The following is a 14,952-nucleotide window of genomic DNA, read 5'->3' on the forward strand; positions in this document are numbered from 1 at the left end:
GGACGTTCCGGCGTCGGTGACACGGGAGAAGTCCCCGGGGAGCAGTGAACTGCTCCCCGGGGACTTCTCCACATCAGCGCTTCCTGTAAGACGCTTCCGTCAGACGTTGGGTTCGGTGGCTAGGCCGTCGCGTCCGCGAGTTCGCGCTCTTCCCGTCCGGGAGCTGCGGCGGCGGAGCGGTCGACGGCGGTCGCGTCGTCGTCGCTGAACTCTTCATCGGTGAACTCTTCGTCGCTGAACGGGTCGCCGTTCCGCGGCGCGTTGTACAGCGACTCGTCGAGGATGCCCTGGCGCTTGGCCACGATGGTGGGGATCAGGGCCTGCCCGGCCACGTTGACCGCGGTGCGGCCCATGTCCAGGATCGGGTCGATCGCCAGCAGCAGCCCGACGCCGGCCAGCGGCAGTCCCAGCGTGGACAGCGTCAGGGTCAGCATCACGACGGCGCCGGTGGTGCCGGCGGTGGCGGCCGAGCCGAGCACGGAGACGAGGGCGATCAGCAGGTACTGGGTGAAATCAAGCTGGATGCCGAAGAACTGGGCGACGAAGATCGCCGAGATCGCCGGGTAGATCGCGGCGCAGCCGTCCATCTTGGTGGTGGCGCCCAGCGGCACGGCGAACGAGGCGTAGGCGCGGGGGACGCCCAGGCTGCGTTCGGTCACGCGCTGGGTCAGCGGCAGGGTGCCCACCGAGGAGCGGGAGACGAACGCCAGCTGCACCGCAGGCCAGACGCCGGAGAAGTACTGCCTGACGGACAGCCCGTGGGCGCGGACCAGGACCGGGTAGACCACGAACAGCACGAGGGCCAGGCCCACATAGATCGCGACGGTGAACTTGCCCAGGGAGCCGATGGTGTCCCAGCCGTAGACGGCCACGGCGTTGCCGATCAGGCCGACGGTGCCGAGCGGCGCGATCCGGATGATCCACCAGAGGACTTTCTGGATGACGGCCAGGGCGGAGGCGTTGAGGTTCAGGAACGGCTCGGCGGCCTTGCCCACTTTGAGGGCGGCGATACCGACGGCGATCGCGATCACCAGGATCTGGAGCACGTTGAAGCTCACCGCGGTGGTTGCGACGCCGTCGGTGACGGTCGTCGTCGCTCCCAGGCCGAGGAAGTTCTTGGGGAACAGACCGGTCAGGAAGGCCCACCAGTCACCGGACTTGCCGGCGTATTTGGCTTCCTGGCTGATGCCGGTGCCGGCTCCGGGCTGCAGCAGCACGCCGAGCCCGATCCCGATCAGCACGGCGATCAGGGACGTGATGGCGAACCAGAGCAGCGTGTTCCAGGCCAGCCGGGCGGCGTTGGAGACCGCGCGCAGGTTGGAGATCGAACTGACGACGGCGGTGAAGATCAGGGGGACGACAGCGGTCTGCAGCAGCGAGACATAGCTCGAGCCGATGGTCTGCAGCGTGGTGCCGAGGGCGTTGGGGTTTGCCTTGGTGCTGCCCGTGTATTTGGCGAGGAGGCCAAGTCCGAGGCCCACGATCAGGGCGGCGATGATCTGGAAGCCGAACGAGCCGGCCCATGTGGGCAGCCGGAACCGGGTCTTTCCAGCGGGTGCGGGGGTGCTTGTCTGAGAGGTCACCGGAACACGCTAGGACCGGAATCCATAGCACGGCGAACGGATGTTGAGAAATGTTACGCGGCCTGTTTTAGGGTCCGGCCGCTTCATCCCCGGAAATACGCCGGAAGACCACCCGTTTGTGAAGTTATTCCCGGGCAGAATGTGGCGATTGTCTCCCGGTGCTGCGTCGAGGCGGCAGTTCGCGGCAGTCGTTTTCGAAAACATTGCCGCGAACTGCACACTCGCCGTCGGCCCGAGGACGGCAGGTCTCCCCGGGAGCCGCCCTACCCCAGCAGCGCGCGCTTGAGGGTGTCGAGGCCGACCGAGCCGATGTTCAGCGCCTTCGTGTGGAACGCCTTGAGATCAAACGCGGGGCGGGATTCGAGCTCGGCCCGGATCTGCTCCCAGAGCCGCTGGCCCACCTTGTAGGACGGTGCCTGGCCCGGCCAGCCGAGGTAGCGCGTGAACTCGAAGTTCAGCTGGCCTTCGCTGATCGCGAGGTTCTGCTTGAGGAACCCGTACCCCTTGTCCGGAGTCCAGGTGCCCGACCCCCAACGCTCGGGCACCTCCAGCTCCAGATGGACGCCGATGTCGAACACCACGCGGGCAGCCCGCATGCGCTGCATGTCCAGCATGCCCATGTGGTCGCCCGGATCGTTGAGGTAGCCCAGTTCCTGCATCAGCTTCTCGGCATAGAGGGCCCAGCCTTCGCCGTGCCCGGAGGTCCAGCAGACGTTCCGGCGCCACTTGTTGAGCAGTTCGCGGCGGTAGGTGGCGGTCGCTACCTGCAGGTGGTGGCCCGGGACGCCCTCGTGGTAGACCGTGGTGGTCTCGGCCCAGGTGGTGAAGGTATCCTCGCCCGGCGGCACGGACCACCACATGCGGCCCGGGCGGCTGAAGTCATCCGAGGGGCCGGTGTAATAGATGCCGCCCTCATCGGTCGGGGCGATCCTGCACTCCAGGGTCTTCATGACGTCAGGGATCTCGAAGTGCACGCCCGCGAGGTCGGCGACGGCCCGGTCGGAGAGTTCCTGCATCCAGGCCTGGAGGGCGTCGGTGCCCTTGAGCTGGCGGGCGGGATCGTTGTTCAGGATCTCCTTGGCTTCCTCGATGGTGGCGCCGGGCCGGATTTCCCCGGCCACGCGTTCCTGTTCGGCGATGAGGCGGTCGAGCTCGTGCACGCCCCACGCGTAAGTCTCCTCCAGGTCCACCGTGGCGCCGAGGAAGGAACGGGACGCCAGGGCGTAGCGGCTGCGGCCCACGGCGTCCTTGGCCGGGGCAACGGGCAGGAGCTCGGACTCGAGGAACCCCGCGAGCCGGGCGTAGGCCACGCGCGCGGCGGCAGCACCGGCGTCGAGCGCGGACTGCAGGTCGGGCGACAGCGCGCCGTCCGCGGTCTTGGCGCCGGCGGCGAGCTTGGCGAAGAAGCCGTCGTCCGCGGCGTGCTTGGTGGCCTGCTCGATCACGATTGACACCTGGCGGGCGGCGGCCACCCTGCCGTCCTGCATCGCCGAGCGCAGCGACTCGATGTAGCCGTCGACCGCGCCGGGGACATTCTTAGCCCGGCCGGCGATGTGCTCCCAATGCTCGGCCGTGTCCGTCGGCATGAGGTCGAAAATCGCGCGGATGTCCTGGGACGGGGATGCGATGTTGTTCAGATCGGCCGTGTCCCAGCCCGATTCGTGGATTTCCAGCTGCAGCCCCAGCCGCTCGCGCATCGCGTCGAGGGTGACGGCGTCGACGTCGTCCACCGGCTCCAGACCATCCAGCGCCGCGAGTGCCTCCCGCGTGGCGGCCGCGTGTTCGGCGTGCCCGGCGGGGGAGAAATCCTGGTATTCGGTCTCGTGCCCGGGCAGGCCGAGCTCGGTGGCGAAGCTCGGGTTGAGCCGGATGAGGGTGTCCGTGTAGGCGTCGGCGACGGCGTCAATGGCTGTCTGCTGGCGTGCGGGGGCAGTGTTGTCTGAAGCGATGGTTTCGGTAGTCACCCGTCGAGACTAGCCCGGCCGCCGTGGTTATGAAAGAGTCACTGAACTTTTTCCGGCGCCGGTGCGTGAACGGGCCGTCCGGTCAGTCCGGGCCGCCTAGCCCAGGCTGCGGCGCCAGGCGTCCGGGCCGGGCCGGGGGGCCAGCCGAAGCTGCTGCCGGCGGACCCAGTGCCGGACGCCGGGCTTTTCGGGGGCTGCCTGCGCGGCCTGCCCCAGGGACAGCACGACGGCGGTCAGCGCCGCCAATTCTTCGGGCGTCGGTTCGCCCTTCACTACGGAGAGCAGGGCCGGCGCGGCGACGCTGCCCGCTTCGTCGTCCGGTACAGCCGGTACAGCCGGTTCTGCCATGGGCGTCACAGCGGGATGTTCCCATGCTTCTTGGCGGGCAGTGCGGCCCGCTTGTCCCGGAGGGCGCGCAGTCCCTTGATGATCTGCACCCGGGTTTCGGACGGGGCAATGACCGCGTCCACGTAGCCCAGCTGGGCCGCCTGGTAGGGGTTGAGCAGCTCTTCCTCGTACTGGCGGACCACCTCTGCGCGCTTGGCCTCGACATCGCCGCCAGCTTCGGCCACCGCGGCGAGTTCGCGGCGGTACAGGATGTTCACAGCGCCCTGGGCGCCCATGACGCCGATCTGGGCGGTGGGCCAGGCGAGGTTGAGGTCCGCGCCGAGCTTCTTGGAGCCCATCACAATGTACGCCCCGCCGTACGCCTTGCGCGTGATCACGGTCAGCTTGGGCACGGTGGCCTCGGCGTAGGCGTAAAGCAGCTTGGCGCCGCGGCGGATGATGCCCTGGAACTCCTGGTCCTTGCCGGGCAGGAAGCCCGGCACGTCCACCAGAGTGATGATGGGGATGTTGAAGGCGTCGCAGTGCCGGACGAAGCGCGCGGCCTTTTCCGAGGCGGCGATGTCCAGGGTGCCGGCGAACTGCATGGGCTGGTTAGCCACGATGCCGACTGTGTGGCCCTCGACCCGGCCGTAGCCGATGATCACGTTCGGGGCGTAGAGGGACTGCATCTCCAGGAAGTGGGCGTCGTCCACGATCTGCTCGATGACCTTGCGCATGTCGTAGGGCTGGTTGGCCGAGTCCGGGATGAGGACATCGAGGGCGAGGTCGTCGTCGTCGATTTCCAGCTCCTGCTGGTGCTCGAGCACCGGGGCTTCGGCGAGGTTGTTGGAGGGCAGGAAGTCCAGCAGTTCGCGGACGAACTCCACCGCGTCGGCCTCGTCGGAGGCCAGGTAGGTTGAAGTGCCGGTGGTGGCATTGTGCTGGCGCGCGCCGCCCAGGGTCTCCATGTCCACGTCCTCGCCCGTGACCGTCTTGATGACGTCCGGGCCGGTGATGAACATGTGCGAGGTCTTGTCCACCATGACGACGTAGTCGGTCAGGGCGGGGGAGTAGGCCGCGCCGCCGGCGGAGGGGCCCATGATGAGGGAGATCTGCGGGACCACGCCGGAGGCATGGACGTTGTTGCGGAAGATGTCGGCGAACATCGCCAGGGAGGCCACGCCCTCCTGGATGCGGGCACCGCCGCCGTCCAGGATGCCGACCACCGGGCAGCCATTGCGCAGCGCGAACTCCTGGACCTTGACGATCTTCTCGCCGTTGACCTGGCTCAGCGAGCCGCCGTAGACGGAGAAGTCCTGGCTGTAGACGGCCACCGGGCGGCCGTCCACCGTGCCGTAGCCGGAGACGAGGCCGTCGCCCAGCGGTTTCTTCTTCTCCATGCCGAACGCGGTGGACCGGTGCACGGCCAAAGCGTCGAATTCGACGAAGGACCCCGCATCCAGCAGGAGGTCGATGCGCTCGCGGGCGGTCTTCTTGCCGCGTGCGTGCTGTTTGACAACAGCTTCCGGGCCGGAGGGCTGCTCGGCACGGGCCTGGCGGTCGCGGAAATCTGCAAGCTTTCCCGCAGTCGTGGTCAGATCGTGGCTCATCAAGTGTCTCCGGCTCTGTCGCTAGGTTATTCGGTGCCCGGCCCGCTGGCTCCTTTGGCTGGAATCCACAAAAGCAGGGCTCTGCTGGCAAGTCTAGTGACGGTATTGGCCGGTGCCGCTGTAGGGAACCTACAATTTTCCCGCGGCGAAGCTCCCGCACCGCCTTGTTACCCACCAGTAACATTGGTCCGCTAGAGTGTGCTCATGACTTCAAGCAATGATGCTTCGGGCACCGCTGCCGGGCCCTACCAGGCCGCCGGTTCCCTTCAGGGCCGCACTGTCCTCATCTCCGGAGGCAGCCGCGGCATCGGCCTGGCCATCGCGCTCCGCGCCGCCCGGGACGGCGCCAACATCGTCCTGATGGCCAAGACCGGCCAGCCGCACGCCAAGCTGGAGGGCACCGTCTATACGGCCGCCGAACAGATTGAGGCCGCGGGCGGCCGGGCGCTGCCGCTGGTTGGCGATGTGCGCAACGACGTCGACGTCGCCGGTGCCGTCGGTGCCGCCGTCGACCGCTTTGGCGGGATCGACGTCGTCATCAACAATGCCTCGGCGATCGACCTGTCCTCCACCGACGCCGTGGACATGAAACGCTACGACCTCATGCAGGACATCAACGTCCGGGGCACGTTCCTGCTCTCCAAGATGGCATTGCCTGCCCTGCGCGCATCCGCCGGGCACATCCTGACGCTCTCCCCGCCCCTGAACCTGGACCCCAAGTGGGCCGGCATGCATCTGGCCTACACCATGGCCAAGTACGGCATGAGCCTGACCACCCTGGGGCTGGCCGAGGAGCTCAAGGCGGACGGAGTCACCGTGAACTCGCTCTGGCCGTGCACCCTGATCGACACCGCGGCCATCCGCAACATGCCCGGCGGCGAGACGATCGTCAAGGGCGCCCGCGGCCCCGAAATCATGGCCGATGCCGCCCACGCCGTGCTGACTGGCGGCAACGTGCTCGCCCCGGACGGCAGCCGGAGCGGGAACTTCTACACTGATGAGGAGGTCCTCGCGGCGGCCGGGGTGACGGACTTCAGCCCGTACAGCCTCGGCGCGCCGGAGGACCGGCTGGTCCCTGACATCTTCCTCTGAGCTTGCTGGGTGTTTTGGGCCGCCTGCCCCCGCGGAATTTCCCCACCTTCGAGGGCCCGACGCCGAAAATCCCCGGCATGTCGGGCCGACCCGCCGCAGATGCCGGCCAAAGAGGGGGAGTTTCCGCGCGGAGGGGCCGGAGCCGGGCCGGGCTTTCCTCGGTAGGATTCAAGCATGGAAGCCCTGCAGGAAACCCCGGACCGTCCGCCCCTGGACCTCAATGCCCTCAGCGATGAGGCGTTCCTGTCCGCCAACGGGATTCCGCGCCTGACGGTGGTGGATTCCACCGGCTCCACCAACGCCGACCTCCTGCGCGGCGTGACCGAGGACCCCGGCGCCTGGCCGGACCTCTCGGTGCTCACGGCCGAGTACCAAACCGCCGCGCGCGGCCGCCTCGACCGCCGCTGGGAGGCCCCGCCCCGCAGTTCGGTCTCCGTCTCACTGGTGCTCCGCCCGGTCAACGCGGACGGCCGGCCGCTGCCGACCCACAGCTACTCGTGGCTCTCCCTCCTCGCCGCGCTCGCCCTGCGTGAGGCCCTGACGGAAGCGGCCGGCCTCCCCGCGGAACTCAAATGGCCCAACGACGTACTGGTGCGGGGCCGGAAGATCGCGGGTATCCTGGCCCAGCTCGGCCCGCTCGCCGGCGGAGGCACGCCGCCGGTGATTCTCGGCACCGGCCTGAACGTCACGCTGACCGAGGCCGAGCTCCCGGTGCCCACCGCGACGTCCGTGCTGCTCGAGAACGCGGACACCGTGGACCGGACCGACCTCCTCAAGAGCTACCTGTCCCGCTTCGCCACGCTGTACCGGAGTTTCTGCAACGCCGACGGCGACCCCGCCGCCGGCATGGCCGGCGGCCCGTCGCTGCACAAGAGGGTGGAACACCTGCTGACGACCCTCGGCAAGCAGGTCCGTGCCCAGCTCCCCGGCGACCACGAGATCATTGGCCACGCGACCCGCCTGGACGAATACGGTTCGCTCCTGGTGGTGGACGCGACGGGCCACGAACACGTGGTGACCGCCGGGGACGTCGTGCACCTGCGGCCGTGGAACCCGGCCGGAACCGGCGGGCACGGCGACGCCGGCCGTGGCGGGGCAGAAAGCGGTTATGCGTAAAGTGCTCCTGCCGGGAGAGCAGGTGATTGTGCTGACCCGGCCCCAGCCCAGGATGCTCATTGTCCCGGCGCTGCTGTTCGTTGTGGTTCCCGCGCTGGCCGCGTACGCCTGCGCCTGGGTCGTCAAGGGCGGCCCCGCAAAGTTCGTACCCCTCGTCCCCAAGGAATGGACGCCCTGGCTGGTCGCTGTGTGTCTGGGGCTGGCGGCCTGGGTCCTGCTGGGCTATTGCCTCCCGCGGGTCATTGCATGGCACGCCACGCGCTACATCCTGACCAGCCAGCGATTAGTTACCCGCTACGGCATGTTACGGCGGCGCGATGAACAGGTTCCCCTCGCCGCAGTCCGCCATGTGGCCATTGAGCAATCGTTGTTGCAGCGCCTATTGCGCTCGGGGAATATATCCTTGGAGACCGGGTACCCCTTGGGAACAGTGGTCCGCGACGTCCCGGAGGTCGCGACGTTCCGCAACTTCATGCTTGACGCCATCGCCGACCTGCCCGAGGGCCGGGCGTACGGGACCGAAGGAATGACACCCAACCCGGGAGAGGCCATGCCGTGGGAGACGAGAGAAGGTGGAAGAGATGAACGCTGAGAACGTCCAGCAGGACATTGACCTCGCCGCCCCGGATTTGCCCCGGGAGCCCGGAGACGTCGTCTCTGAACCGGCAGCCGTCACCCCGCAGCCTGCCGCCGACGACCCCTCCGACGCAGGCTTCGACGCCGGCCCCGACGCGCCCCACGCCGGATACGCTGCCGGCGACCCCGGCGACGCAGGCGGCGCCGGCCCCGGCGACCAGCCCGATGAACCCGCAGTTGAATCCGCAGTTGAATCCGCCGCCCCGCCCACCGGGACGATGTCCGCCGAGCGGCTCGCCACCAAGGCCCTGGAAGCCCGCCTGCTGGGCGGCGAACGCAAGCTCCGGCGTCGTGAGGTCGCCGCCGGCGCCGGGCTCTCGCTCCTCTCGGCCCGGAAACTCTGGCGCGCCCTTGGCTTCCCCAACCTGGGGGACGAAGATGTCGCCTTCACCGAACGCGACCAGTCCGCCCTGTCCTCCATCGTGGACCTCGTGCGCGAGGGAAAGCTGACCGAGGAAGCCGCCATTTCCGTCACCCGGGCCATCGGGCAGATGACGGACCGGATGGTGGTCTGGCAGGTCGAGGCCCTCGTGGAAGACATGGTCCAGAAACAGGGGGTGCCGGACGCCGTCGCCCGCAAACGGCTGGTCAGCGAGCTGCCGAACCTCATTGACGCCCTCGAGGACATGCTCGTCTACTCCTGGCGCCGCCAGCTCAACGCCGCCGTCCAGCGCCTGGCGGTCCGGGCCGAAGCCGGGCTGCAGTCCAGCGAGGAGGGCCGCGAAGGCGACGAGGACGACGCCCCGCTGCCCTTGGCCCGCGCCGTGGGCTTCGCCGACCTCGTGTCCTACACCAGCCTGTCCCGCCGGATGAACGAGAAAACCCTCGCCCAGCTGGTGCAGCGCTTCGAAAACAAATGCGCCGAAATCATCTCCGTCGGCGGCGGCCGCCTGGTCAAGACCGTCGGCGACGAAGTCCTCTACATTGCCGAAACGCCCGCGGCCGGCGCCGAGATTTCGCTGGCCCTGTCCCGCGCCTTCACCGAGGACGAGATCCTGCCGCAGGCCCGCGTGGCCATGGTCTGGGGACGCATCCTCTCCCGCCTGGGCGACATCTACGGTCCCACCGTCAACCTCGCCGCACGCCTGACCGCCCTCGCGGACCCCGGAACCGTGCTCGTGGATTCCATGACCGCGGCCGCCCTGGAGCGCGACGAACGCTTCGTCCTGGTGCCCCGCCCGGCCGAGGACGTCCGCGGGTTCGGCGAAATCCACCCGGTGCAGCTGCAGCACGGCAGCGGCCGGGGCCTCGTCCTGGACTGAGTTCCGGACCGCCGCGGCCGCGGGCCGTGGCGGTCTTCTCAGTTGTGCTGCCCGTATGCAATAGTCGGACCGGCAGTTGCGAGCCGGCCGGGTTTGTGATCGCCGCCAACTAACGCGCGCACCTCTTGATTTAGGACGGCCATGAACCCAACTCCAGACGCCCCCTTCCCGCCGTCGGACGGGCAACGGGGACTGCGGCTGCAGTGCGGGTACGGCACGGACCGGGGCCTGTGCCGCGAGATGAACGAGGACTCCTTCATCGCCGACGATCCCGTCTTTGCGGTGGCGGACGGCATGGGCGGCCACGAGGCGGGCGAAGTTGCCAGCGGAATCTGCGTGCGCACCCTGGCGGAGCTGCCGCAATTGAAGACCGGCAGCCGGGACGCCACCGCCGGCATCCTCCAGGAATACTTGTTCAAGGCTGACACGGACATCCGCGAGGCCACCGGATCCCGGGCCGGGACCACGCTGTCCGGCGTCGTGGTGGTGGAACAACTGGGCGTCCCCTATTGGCTGGTCCTCAACATCGGCGATTCCCGCACCTACCGCTTCAGCCACGGCCAGCTGGCCCAAGTCAGCGTGGACCATTCCGAGGTGCAGGAACTGGTCGACGCCGGCCAGATCACCGAAGCCGAGGCCGCCGTCTACCCGCGCAGGCACGTCGTGACCCGCGCGCTGGGCGCCGGTGACGAAGCCGAGGCCGACTACTGGCTGCTTCCCATGGAGGACGGCGACAGGATTCTGGTCTGCTCCGACGGTCTGAACGGCGAGCTGAACGATGAGCAGATTGCCGGGATTCTGGCGTCCGAGGCAGACCCCCAGGCGGCTGTTGACGAACTGATCCAGGCGGCCTTGCGCAGCGGCGGCCGGGACAACATTACCGCGATCGTGGTCGACGCCCGGACTGCAGCCGGGGATGCCCGCGCCTGACCGGACCGGCGCTGACTTGAGGGCGCTGACTTGACCGGCGCCGACCGGACAACGGCGCCGATCTAAGGCAGGATAGGTCTGTGAGTACAGGGAAGACCGCAGCAGAGACCGCAGCACGGACTGAAAACGCAGCCATGGAAGCCCCCGGGCACGTCACGGACCCCCTGGCCCCCGACGGGGAGCGGGTCCCGTCCGGGGACATCCGCGCGGAATACGAGGACCTCGTGGAACAGGTCCGCAAACACCGCTTTGCGTACTACCAGCAGGACGCGCCGATCATCTCCGACGCCGAGTTCGACGAGCTCTACCGCCGGCTGGAAACACTCGAAGCCATGCACCCGGAGCTGGTGGCCAACGATTCGCCCACGCAGGAAGTGGGCGGCGAAGTCTCCGCCGCCTTTGCCGCCGTCGAACATTTACAGCGCATGTACAGCCTGGAGGACGTCTTCTCGCTCGAGGAGCTGGAGGCGTGGATGGCGAAGGCCGAGGCGGGCATCGCCAAACTCGGCAACGGCAGCAACCCGCCGTCGTGGCTCACCGAACTGAAGATCGACGGCCTGGCCGTCAACCTGCTCTACCGCGACGGCGTGCTGGTCCGGGCCGCCACCCGCGGCGACGGAACCACCGGCGAGGACATCACCCACAACGTCCTGACCATCAAGGAAATCCCGCAGCAGCTCAGCGGCACCGGCTTCCCCGCCGAGATGGAAGTCCGCGGCGAGGTCTTCATCCCGTCCCAGGCCTTCGCGGAATTCAACGCGGCCCTGATCGAGGCCGGCAAGGCGCCGCTGGCCAATCCGCGCAACGCCGCCGCCGGCTCGCTGCGGCAAAAAGATCCCGCGGAAACGGCCAAGCGGCCGCTGCGGATGTACGTCCACGGCATCGGCGCCCGCGAGGGACTCCACACCGTCAGCCAGTCGGACACCTACCGCCAGCTCGCCGAGTGGGGCCTGCCCACGAGCCCGTACTTCGAGGTCCTGTCCGGGCTGGCGGACGTGCTGGCGTTCATCAAGCGCTATGGCGACAAACGTCACAGCCTCACCCACGAGATCGACGGCATTGTGGTCAAGGTGGACGACTTCGCGACCCAGCGGGCCCTGGGCTACACGTCCCGGGTGCCGCGCTGGGCCGTGGCCTACAAGTACCCGCCGGAAGAGGTCCACACCAAACTGCTGGACATCGCCGTCAACGTCGGCCGCACCGGCCGGGTCACCCCGTACGGCGTGATGGAACCGGTCAAGGTTGCCGGCTCCACCGTGGAAATGGCCACCCTGCACAACCAGGAAGTGGTCAAGGCCAAGGGCGTGAAGATCGGCGACATCGTGGTGCTGCGCAAAGCCGGGGACGTCATTCCGGAAATTGTCGGCCCGGTCCTGGCGCTCCGGGACGCCCAGGACCCTCCGGTCCGCGACTTCATCATGCCCACCGAGTGCCCGGCCTGCGGCACGCCGCTGGCTCCCGGGAAGGAAGGGGACGTGGACATCCGCTGCCCCAACTCCCGGTCCTGCCCGGCGCAGCTGCGAGAACGCGTCTTCCACCTCGCCGGCCGCGGCGCCTTCGACATCGAGGCCCTCGGCTGGGAAGCCGCCATCGCACTGACCCAGCCCGCCGAGCCCGCCACGCCGCCGCTGACCACCGAGGCGACACTGTTCGACCTCACTCCGGAGCAGCTCGCGGACGTCCGCGTCCGCCGGGAGAAACGCTCCAAGGGCGCGGGCACGGGGGAATTCGAGCTCGTGCCCTACTTCTACACCAAGGCCACGACCAAGACCCCGTCCAAACCCACGGCCACCACGGACAAGCTCTTCCGGGAACTCGAGAAGGCCAAGTCCCAGCCGCTGTGGCGGGTCCTGGTGGCGCTGTCCATCCGGCACGTCGGCCCGCGGGCCTCCCGCGCGCTCGCCACCGCGTTCGGCAGCATGGACGCCATCCGGCAGGCCTCCGAAGAGGAGCTCGCCAGCGTCGACGGCGTGGGCCCGGTCATCGCCCAGGCGCTGACCGAATGGTTCGCCGAGGACTGGCACCGCGACATCGTGGACCGCTGGGCGGCAGCCGGCGTCAGGATGGCCGACGAGCGCGACGAGTCCACGCCGCGGACCCTGGAAGGACTGACCGTCGTGGTGACCGGAAGCCTCGAGGGCTTCAGCCGGGACGAGGCCAAGGAGGCCATCCTGATCCGCGGCGGCAAGGCCGCGGGTTCGGTCTCGAAGAACACCAGCTACGTGGTGGCGGGGGAGAACGCGGGCACCAAGCTGGACAAGGCTGAACAGCTCGGTGTCCCGGTCCTGGATGAGGACGGCTTCCGGGCGCTGCTGGCGAACGGCCCGGTCGGCTCCGGTGAACCGGACGACGTCGAGGGCCTGGACTACGACGAGGATCCGGACGACGACGGCGAGGCCCACGGGGTCGATGGAGCGGCGGCCGAATGAGCTCCCACGCCGCTGTCCCGCCCGCGTCCGATCCCGGCACGGCGGCGCTGCTGGAACTGGCCAAGGCGGCTGCGGCCGCGGGCGCCGCGGTCCTGGCCACCCGGCAGGCCGCAGCCCTGGATGTCAGCAACAAAGGCGACTCGGGAGACTGGGTGACGGCCTTCGACCTCGCCGCCGAAGCCGCCGTCCGGGACGTCATCACCGCTGCCCGGCCGCGGGACATCATCACCGGGGAGGAAGGCGGCACCGTCCTGCCGGCGGAGCCCAGCGGCTACCGCTGGTCCATCGACCCGCTCGACGGGACCACCAATTTCATCCGCAACATCGTCTACTACGCCACCTCGGTGGCGGTGGCGGACCCCGACGGCGTCTGGCTGGCCGGCGTCGTCAGCGCCCCGGCGCTGGGCCGCACCTATTACGCGTCCCGCGGCGAGGGGGCCTGGCTTGAGGAGCAGGGCCGGCTGGGCGCCCTGTTTGGCCCCGTCCCGGGGCGGGCCGGCCAGATCCTGGCCACGGGGTTCAGCTACGATCCCGGCGTGCGGGCTGAACAGGCCACGGGCCTGGGCAGCCTCATGGACGGCTTTGCCGACATGCGCCGGCTGGGCTCGGCCGCGCTGGACCTCTGCCTCGTGGCGGACGGCACCCACGACGCCTACGGCGAGCGCGGGCTCAACGAACACGACTTCGCCGCCGGGGCCCTGATCGCGGAGGAAGCGGGCTGCTGGGTGCGGCGGCCGCGGCTCACCAGCCCCCTGGCCGGCGGCCCGTCCGACGACGAACGCCTGGCCGCCTGGACCTGCGCCGGGTCGCTGGAACTCTCCGGCAAGTTCCCCCTCTGAGGCCCTGCCTTGGGGGCCGTTCCCCAGGCCTGGTCCCGGCCGGAGTGATAGTTCAGTCACGGAAACGGCCCTTCCGGGGCGGGGCCGCGTCGGGCGCCCGTACCATTGACAGGTGCCTTCGCAGATCCTCATTCGCCCCGCCGGTCCGGCCGACTTCGACGCCATAGCGCGCATCACCCGGGACGCCTACCTGGCCGCGGGCTACTTTGAGGACGCGGACCATCCTTACATGCGGCAGATCCAGGACGTCGCCCGGCGGGCGGCGCACGCGACCATCTGGGTCGCCGAGCGCGACGGCGTCATCCTCGGCTCCGTGACGCTGGCCGTCGCGGGCGAGCCGTACGCGGACATCGCCCTCGGCGACGAGCTGGAGTTCCGCATGCTCGTGGTGGATCCGTCGGTCCAGCGCAGCGGCGCCGGCAAAGCCATGGTCCAGGCCATCCTCGACCATGCCCGGTCCCTGCCCGGAATCCATGCCGTGGCCCTCACCACCGGCGTTAGCTGGGAAAGCGCCCACGGCCTCTACCGGAAGACCGGCTTCGTCCGCGCCCCGGAGCGCGACTGGCTGGTGCCCGGCACGGACATCCGGCTGCTCGTCTACCGCCAGGAACTCTGATCCCGGAACTTTGATCCCGACACAAAGCGGCCGCTTTTGGCGGCCCGAGCCTTCCGCGACCTAGAGTGGTGCCGAATCCCCACCCCCGCGAAAGGCATCTCATGCGCAAGACCTTCGGCACCGGCTCCACCTGGGAACAGACGCTCGGCTATTCCCGGGCCGTCCAGGTCGACAACACCCTCTACATCTCCGCGACCGCTGCCAGCGGCGAGGACGGCATCGTGGGAGAGGACTTCTACACCCAGACCAGCTACATCCTGCAGAAGCTCGGGGCGGTCCTGGCCGAGGCAGGCTTCGGTTTCGAGGACGTGGTGCAGTCCAAGCTGTACCTGACGGACATCAGCAAGTGGGAAGAAGCAGGCCGCGCCCACGGCGAGGTCTTCGGCGAGATCCGGCCCACGCTGTCGCTCGTCCACGTGCTGCCGTTCCTGGACCCCCAGATGCTCGTCGAGATCGAACTCGTCGCCCAGAAGAGCGCCAGCTAACCCCCAAGCAACGCGGGGTCACATACGGCCTGTCCCGGACCTCCGGATGGACCGTATGTGACC

General features: G+C 68.9%; 13 protein-coding genes. 9 read left to right on the top strand and 4 right to left on the bottom strand.

The window, feature by feature from the left end:
* Positions 1–119: 119 nt before the first annotated feature.
* The 4 genes from LDO15_RS06400 to LDO15_RS06415 all read right to left on the bottom strand — a co-directional run bounded on the left by LDO15_RS06400 (position 120) and on the right by LDO15_RS06415 (position 5,484).
* Positions 120–1,583, bottom strand: coding sequence for a dicarboxylate/amino acid:cation symporter (locus tag LDO15_RS06400; RefSeq protein ID WP_223985156.1), 1,464 nt, complete (start codon positions 1,581–1,583; stop codon positions 120–122).
* Between the two features lie 263 nt (positions 1,584–1,846).
* Positions 1,847–3,532 carry a DUF885 domain-containing protein gene (locus tag LDO15_RS06405; RefSeq protein WP_223987142.1) on the bottom strand — a complete coding sequence of 562 codons (1,686 nt, stop codon included), beginning with the start codon at positions 3,530–3,532 and terminating at the stop codon, positions 1,847–1,849.
* A gap of 111 nt (positions 3,533–3,643) precedes the next feature.
* Positions 3,644–3,895 (bottom strand): acyl-CoA carboxylase subunit epsilon, encoded by a 252-nt coding sequence (locus LDO15_RS06410; RefSeq protein ID WP_223987144.1) that lies wholly within the window; start codon positions 3,893–3,895, stop codon positions 3,644–3,646.
* A 5-nt stretch (positions 3,896–3,900) separates the two neighbouring features.
* Entirely contained in the window at positions 3,901–5,484 is a 1,584-nt protein-coding gene (locus LDO15_RS06415; protein ID WP_120953719.1) for an acyl-CoA carboxylase subunit beta, read from the bottom strand.
* 204 nt (positions 5,485–5,688) lie between these two features.
* On the opposite strand from LDO15_RS06415, the gene LDO15_RS06420 reads away from it, so the two are divergent.
* The 9 genes from LDO15_RS06420 (at position 5,689) to LDO15_RS06460 (ending at position 14,889) form a co-directional block, all read left to right on the top strand.
* Positions 5,689–6,576 (top strand): NAD(P)-dependent oxidoreductase, encoded by an 888-nt coding sequence (locus LDO15_RS06420; protein WP_223985157.1) that lies wholly within the window; start codon positions 5,689–5,691, stop codon positions 6,574–6,576.
* 174 nt (positions 6,577–6,750) lie between these two features.
* Positions 6,751–7,692 carry a biotin--[acetyl-CoA-carboxylase] ligase gene (locus LDO15_RS06425; RefSeq protein ID WP_223985158.1) on the top strand — a complete coding sequence of 314 codons (942 nt, stop codon included), beginning with the start codon at positions 6,751–6,753 and terminating at the stop codon, positions 7,690–7,692.
* Entirely contained in the window at positions 7,685–8,284 is a 600-nt protein-coding gene (locus LDO15_RS06430) for a PH domain-containing protein (RefSeq protein WP_223985159.1), read from the top strand. The genes LDO15_RS06425 and LDO15_RS06430 overlap by 8 nt, the downstream gene beginning before the upstream one ends.
* A complete protein-coding gene (locus LDO15_RS06435) occupies positions 8,274–9,590 on the top strand; it encodes an adenylate/guanylate cyclase domain-containing protein (RefSeq protein WP_223985160.1) in 1,317 nt (438 codons plus the stop codon). The genes LDO15_RS06430 and LDO15_RS06435 overlap by 11 nt, the downstream gene beginning before the upstream one ends.
* A 141-nt stretch (positions 9,591–9,731) precedes the next feature.
* A complete protein-coding gene (locus tag LDO15_RS06440; protein WP_223985163.1) occupies positions 9,732–10,520 on the top strand; it encodes a protein phosphatase 2C domain-containing protein in 789 nt (262 codons plus the stop codon).
* A gap of 134 nt (positions 10,521–10,654) precedes the next feature.
* Positions 10,655–12,949 carry an NAD-dependent DNA ligase LigA gene (gene ligA, locus LDO15_RS06445; RefSeq protein ID WP_223987146.1) on the top strand — a complete coding sequence of 765 codons (2,295 nt, stop codon included), beginning with the start codon at positions 10,655–10,657 and terminating at the stop codon, positions 12,947–12,949.
* The gene (locus tag LDO15_RS06450) at positions 12,946–13,788 is read left to right on the top strand and encodes an inositol monophosphatase family protein (RefSeq protein ID WP_223985166.1); all 843 of its coding nucleotides are present in this window, start codon (positions 12,946–12,948) and stop codon (positions 13,786–13,788) included. The genes ligA and LDO15_RS06450 overlap by 4 nt, the downstream gene beginning before the upstream one ends.
* A gap of 112 nt (positions 13,789–13,900) precedes the next feature.
* Positions 13,901–14,404: a GNAT family N-acetyltransferase gene (locus LDO15_RS06455; protein WP_223985169.1), complete on the top strand. Its 504-nt coding sequence runs from the start codon at positions 13,901–13,903 to the stop codon at positions 14,402–14,404.
* A 101-nt stretch (positions 14,405–14,505) separates the two neighbouring features.
* Positions 14,506–14,889 (top strand): RidA family protein, encoded by a 384-nt coding sequence (locus LDO15_RS06460; protein ID WP_223985172.1) that lies wholly within the window; start codon positions 14,506–14,508, stop codon positions 14,887–14,889.
* The last annotated feature ends 63 nt before the right edge of the window (positions 14,890–14,952 follow it).

It is taken from the genome of Arthrobacter sp. NicSoilB8 (assembly GCF_019977355.1).
Taxonomy (GTDB): Bacteria; Actinomycetota; Actinomycetes; order Actinomycetales; family Micrococcaceae; genus Arthrobacter.

Excerpts from the sequence above, each read along its gene's own strand:
- LDO15_RS06410 (WP_223987144.1), bottom strand. The coding sequence starts at position 3,895 with ATGGCAGAACCGGCTGTACCGGCTGTACCGGACGACGAAGCGGGCAGC.
- LDO15_RS06415 (WP_120953719.1), bottom strand. The coding sequence starts at position 5,484 with ATGAGCCACGATCTGACCACGACTGCGGGAAAGCTTGCAGATTTCCGC.
- LDO15_RS06420 (WP_223985157.1), top strand. The coding sequence starts at position 5,689 with ATGACTTCAAGCAATGATGCTTCGGGCACCGCTGCCGGGCCCTACCAG.
- LDO15_RS06425 (WP_223985158.1), top strand. The coding sequence starts at position 6,751 with ATGGAAGCCCTGCAGGAAACCCCGGACCGTCCGCCCCTGGACCTCAAT.
- LDO15_RS06430 (WP_223985159.1), top strand. The coding sequence starts at position 7,685 with ATGCGTAAAGTGCTCCTGCCGGGAGAGCAGGTGATTGTGCTGACCCGG.
- LDO15_RS06435 (WP_223985160.1), top strand. The coding sequence starts at position 8,274 with ATGAACGCTGAGAACGTCCAGCAGGACATTGACCTCGCCGCCCCGGAT.
- LDO15_RS06440 (WP_223985163.1), top strand. The coding sequence starts at position 9,732 with ATGAACCCAACTCCAGACGCCCCCTTCCCGCCGTCGGACGGGCAACGG.
- ligA (WP_223987146.1), top strand. The coding sequence starts at position 10,655 with ATGGAAGCCCCCGGGCACGTCACGGACCCCCTGGCCCCCGACGGGGAG.
- LDO15_RS06450 (WP_223985166.1), top strand. The coding sequence starts at position 12,946 with ATGAGCTCCCACGCCGCTGTCCCGCCCGCGTCCGATCCCGGCACGGCG.
- LDO15_RS06460 (WP_223985172.1), top strand. The coding sequence starts at position 14,506 with ATGCGCAAGACCTTCGGCACCGGCTCCACCTGGGAACAGACGCTCGGC.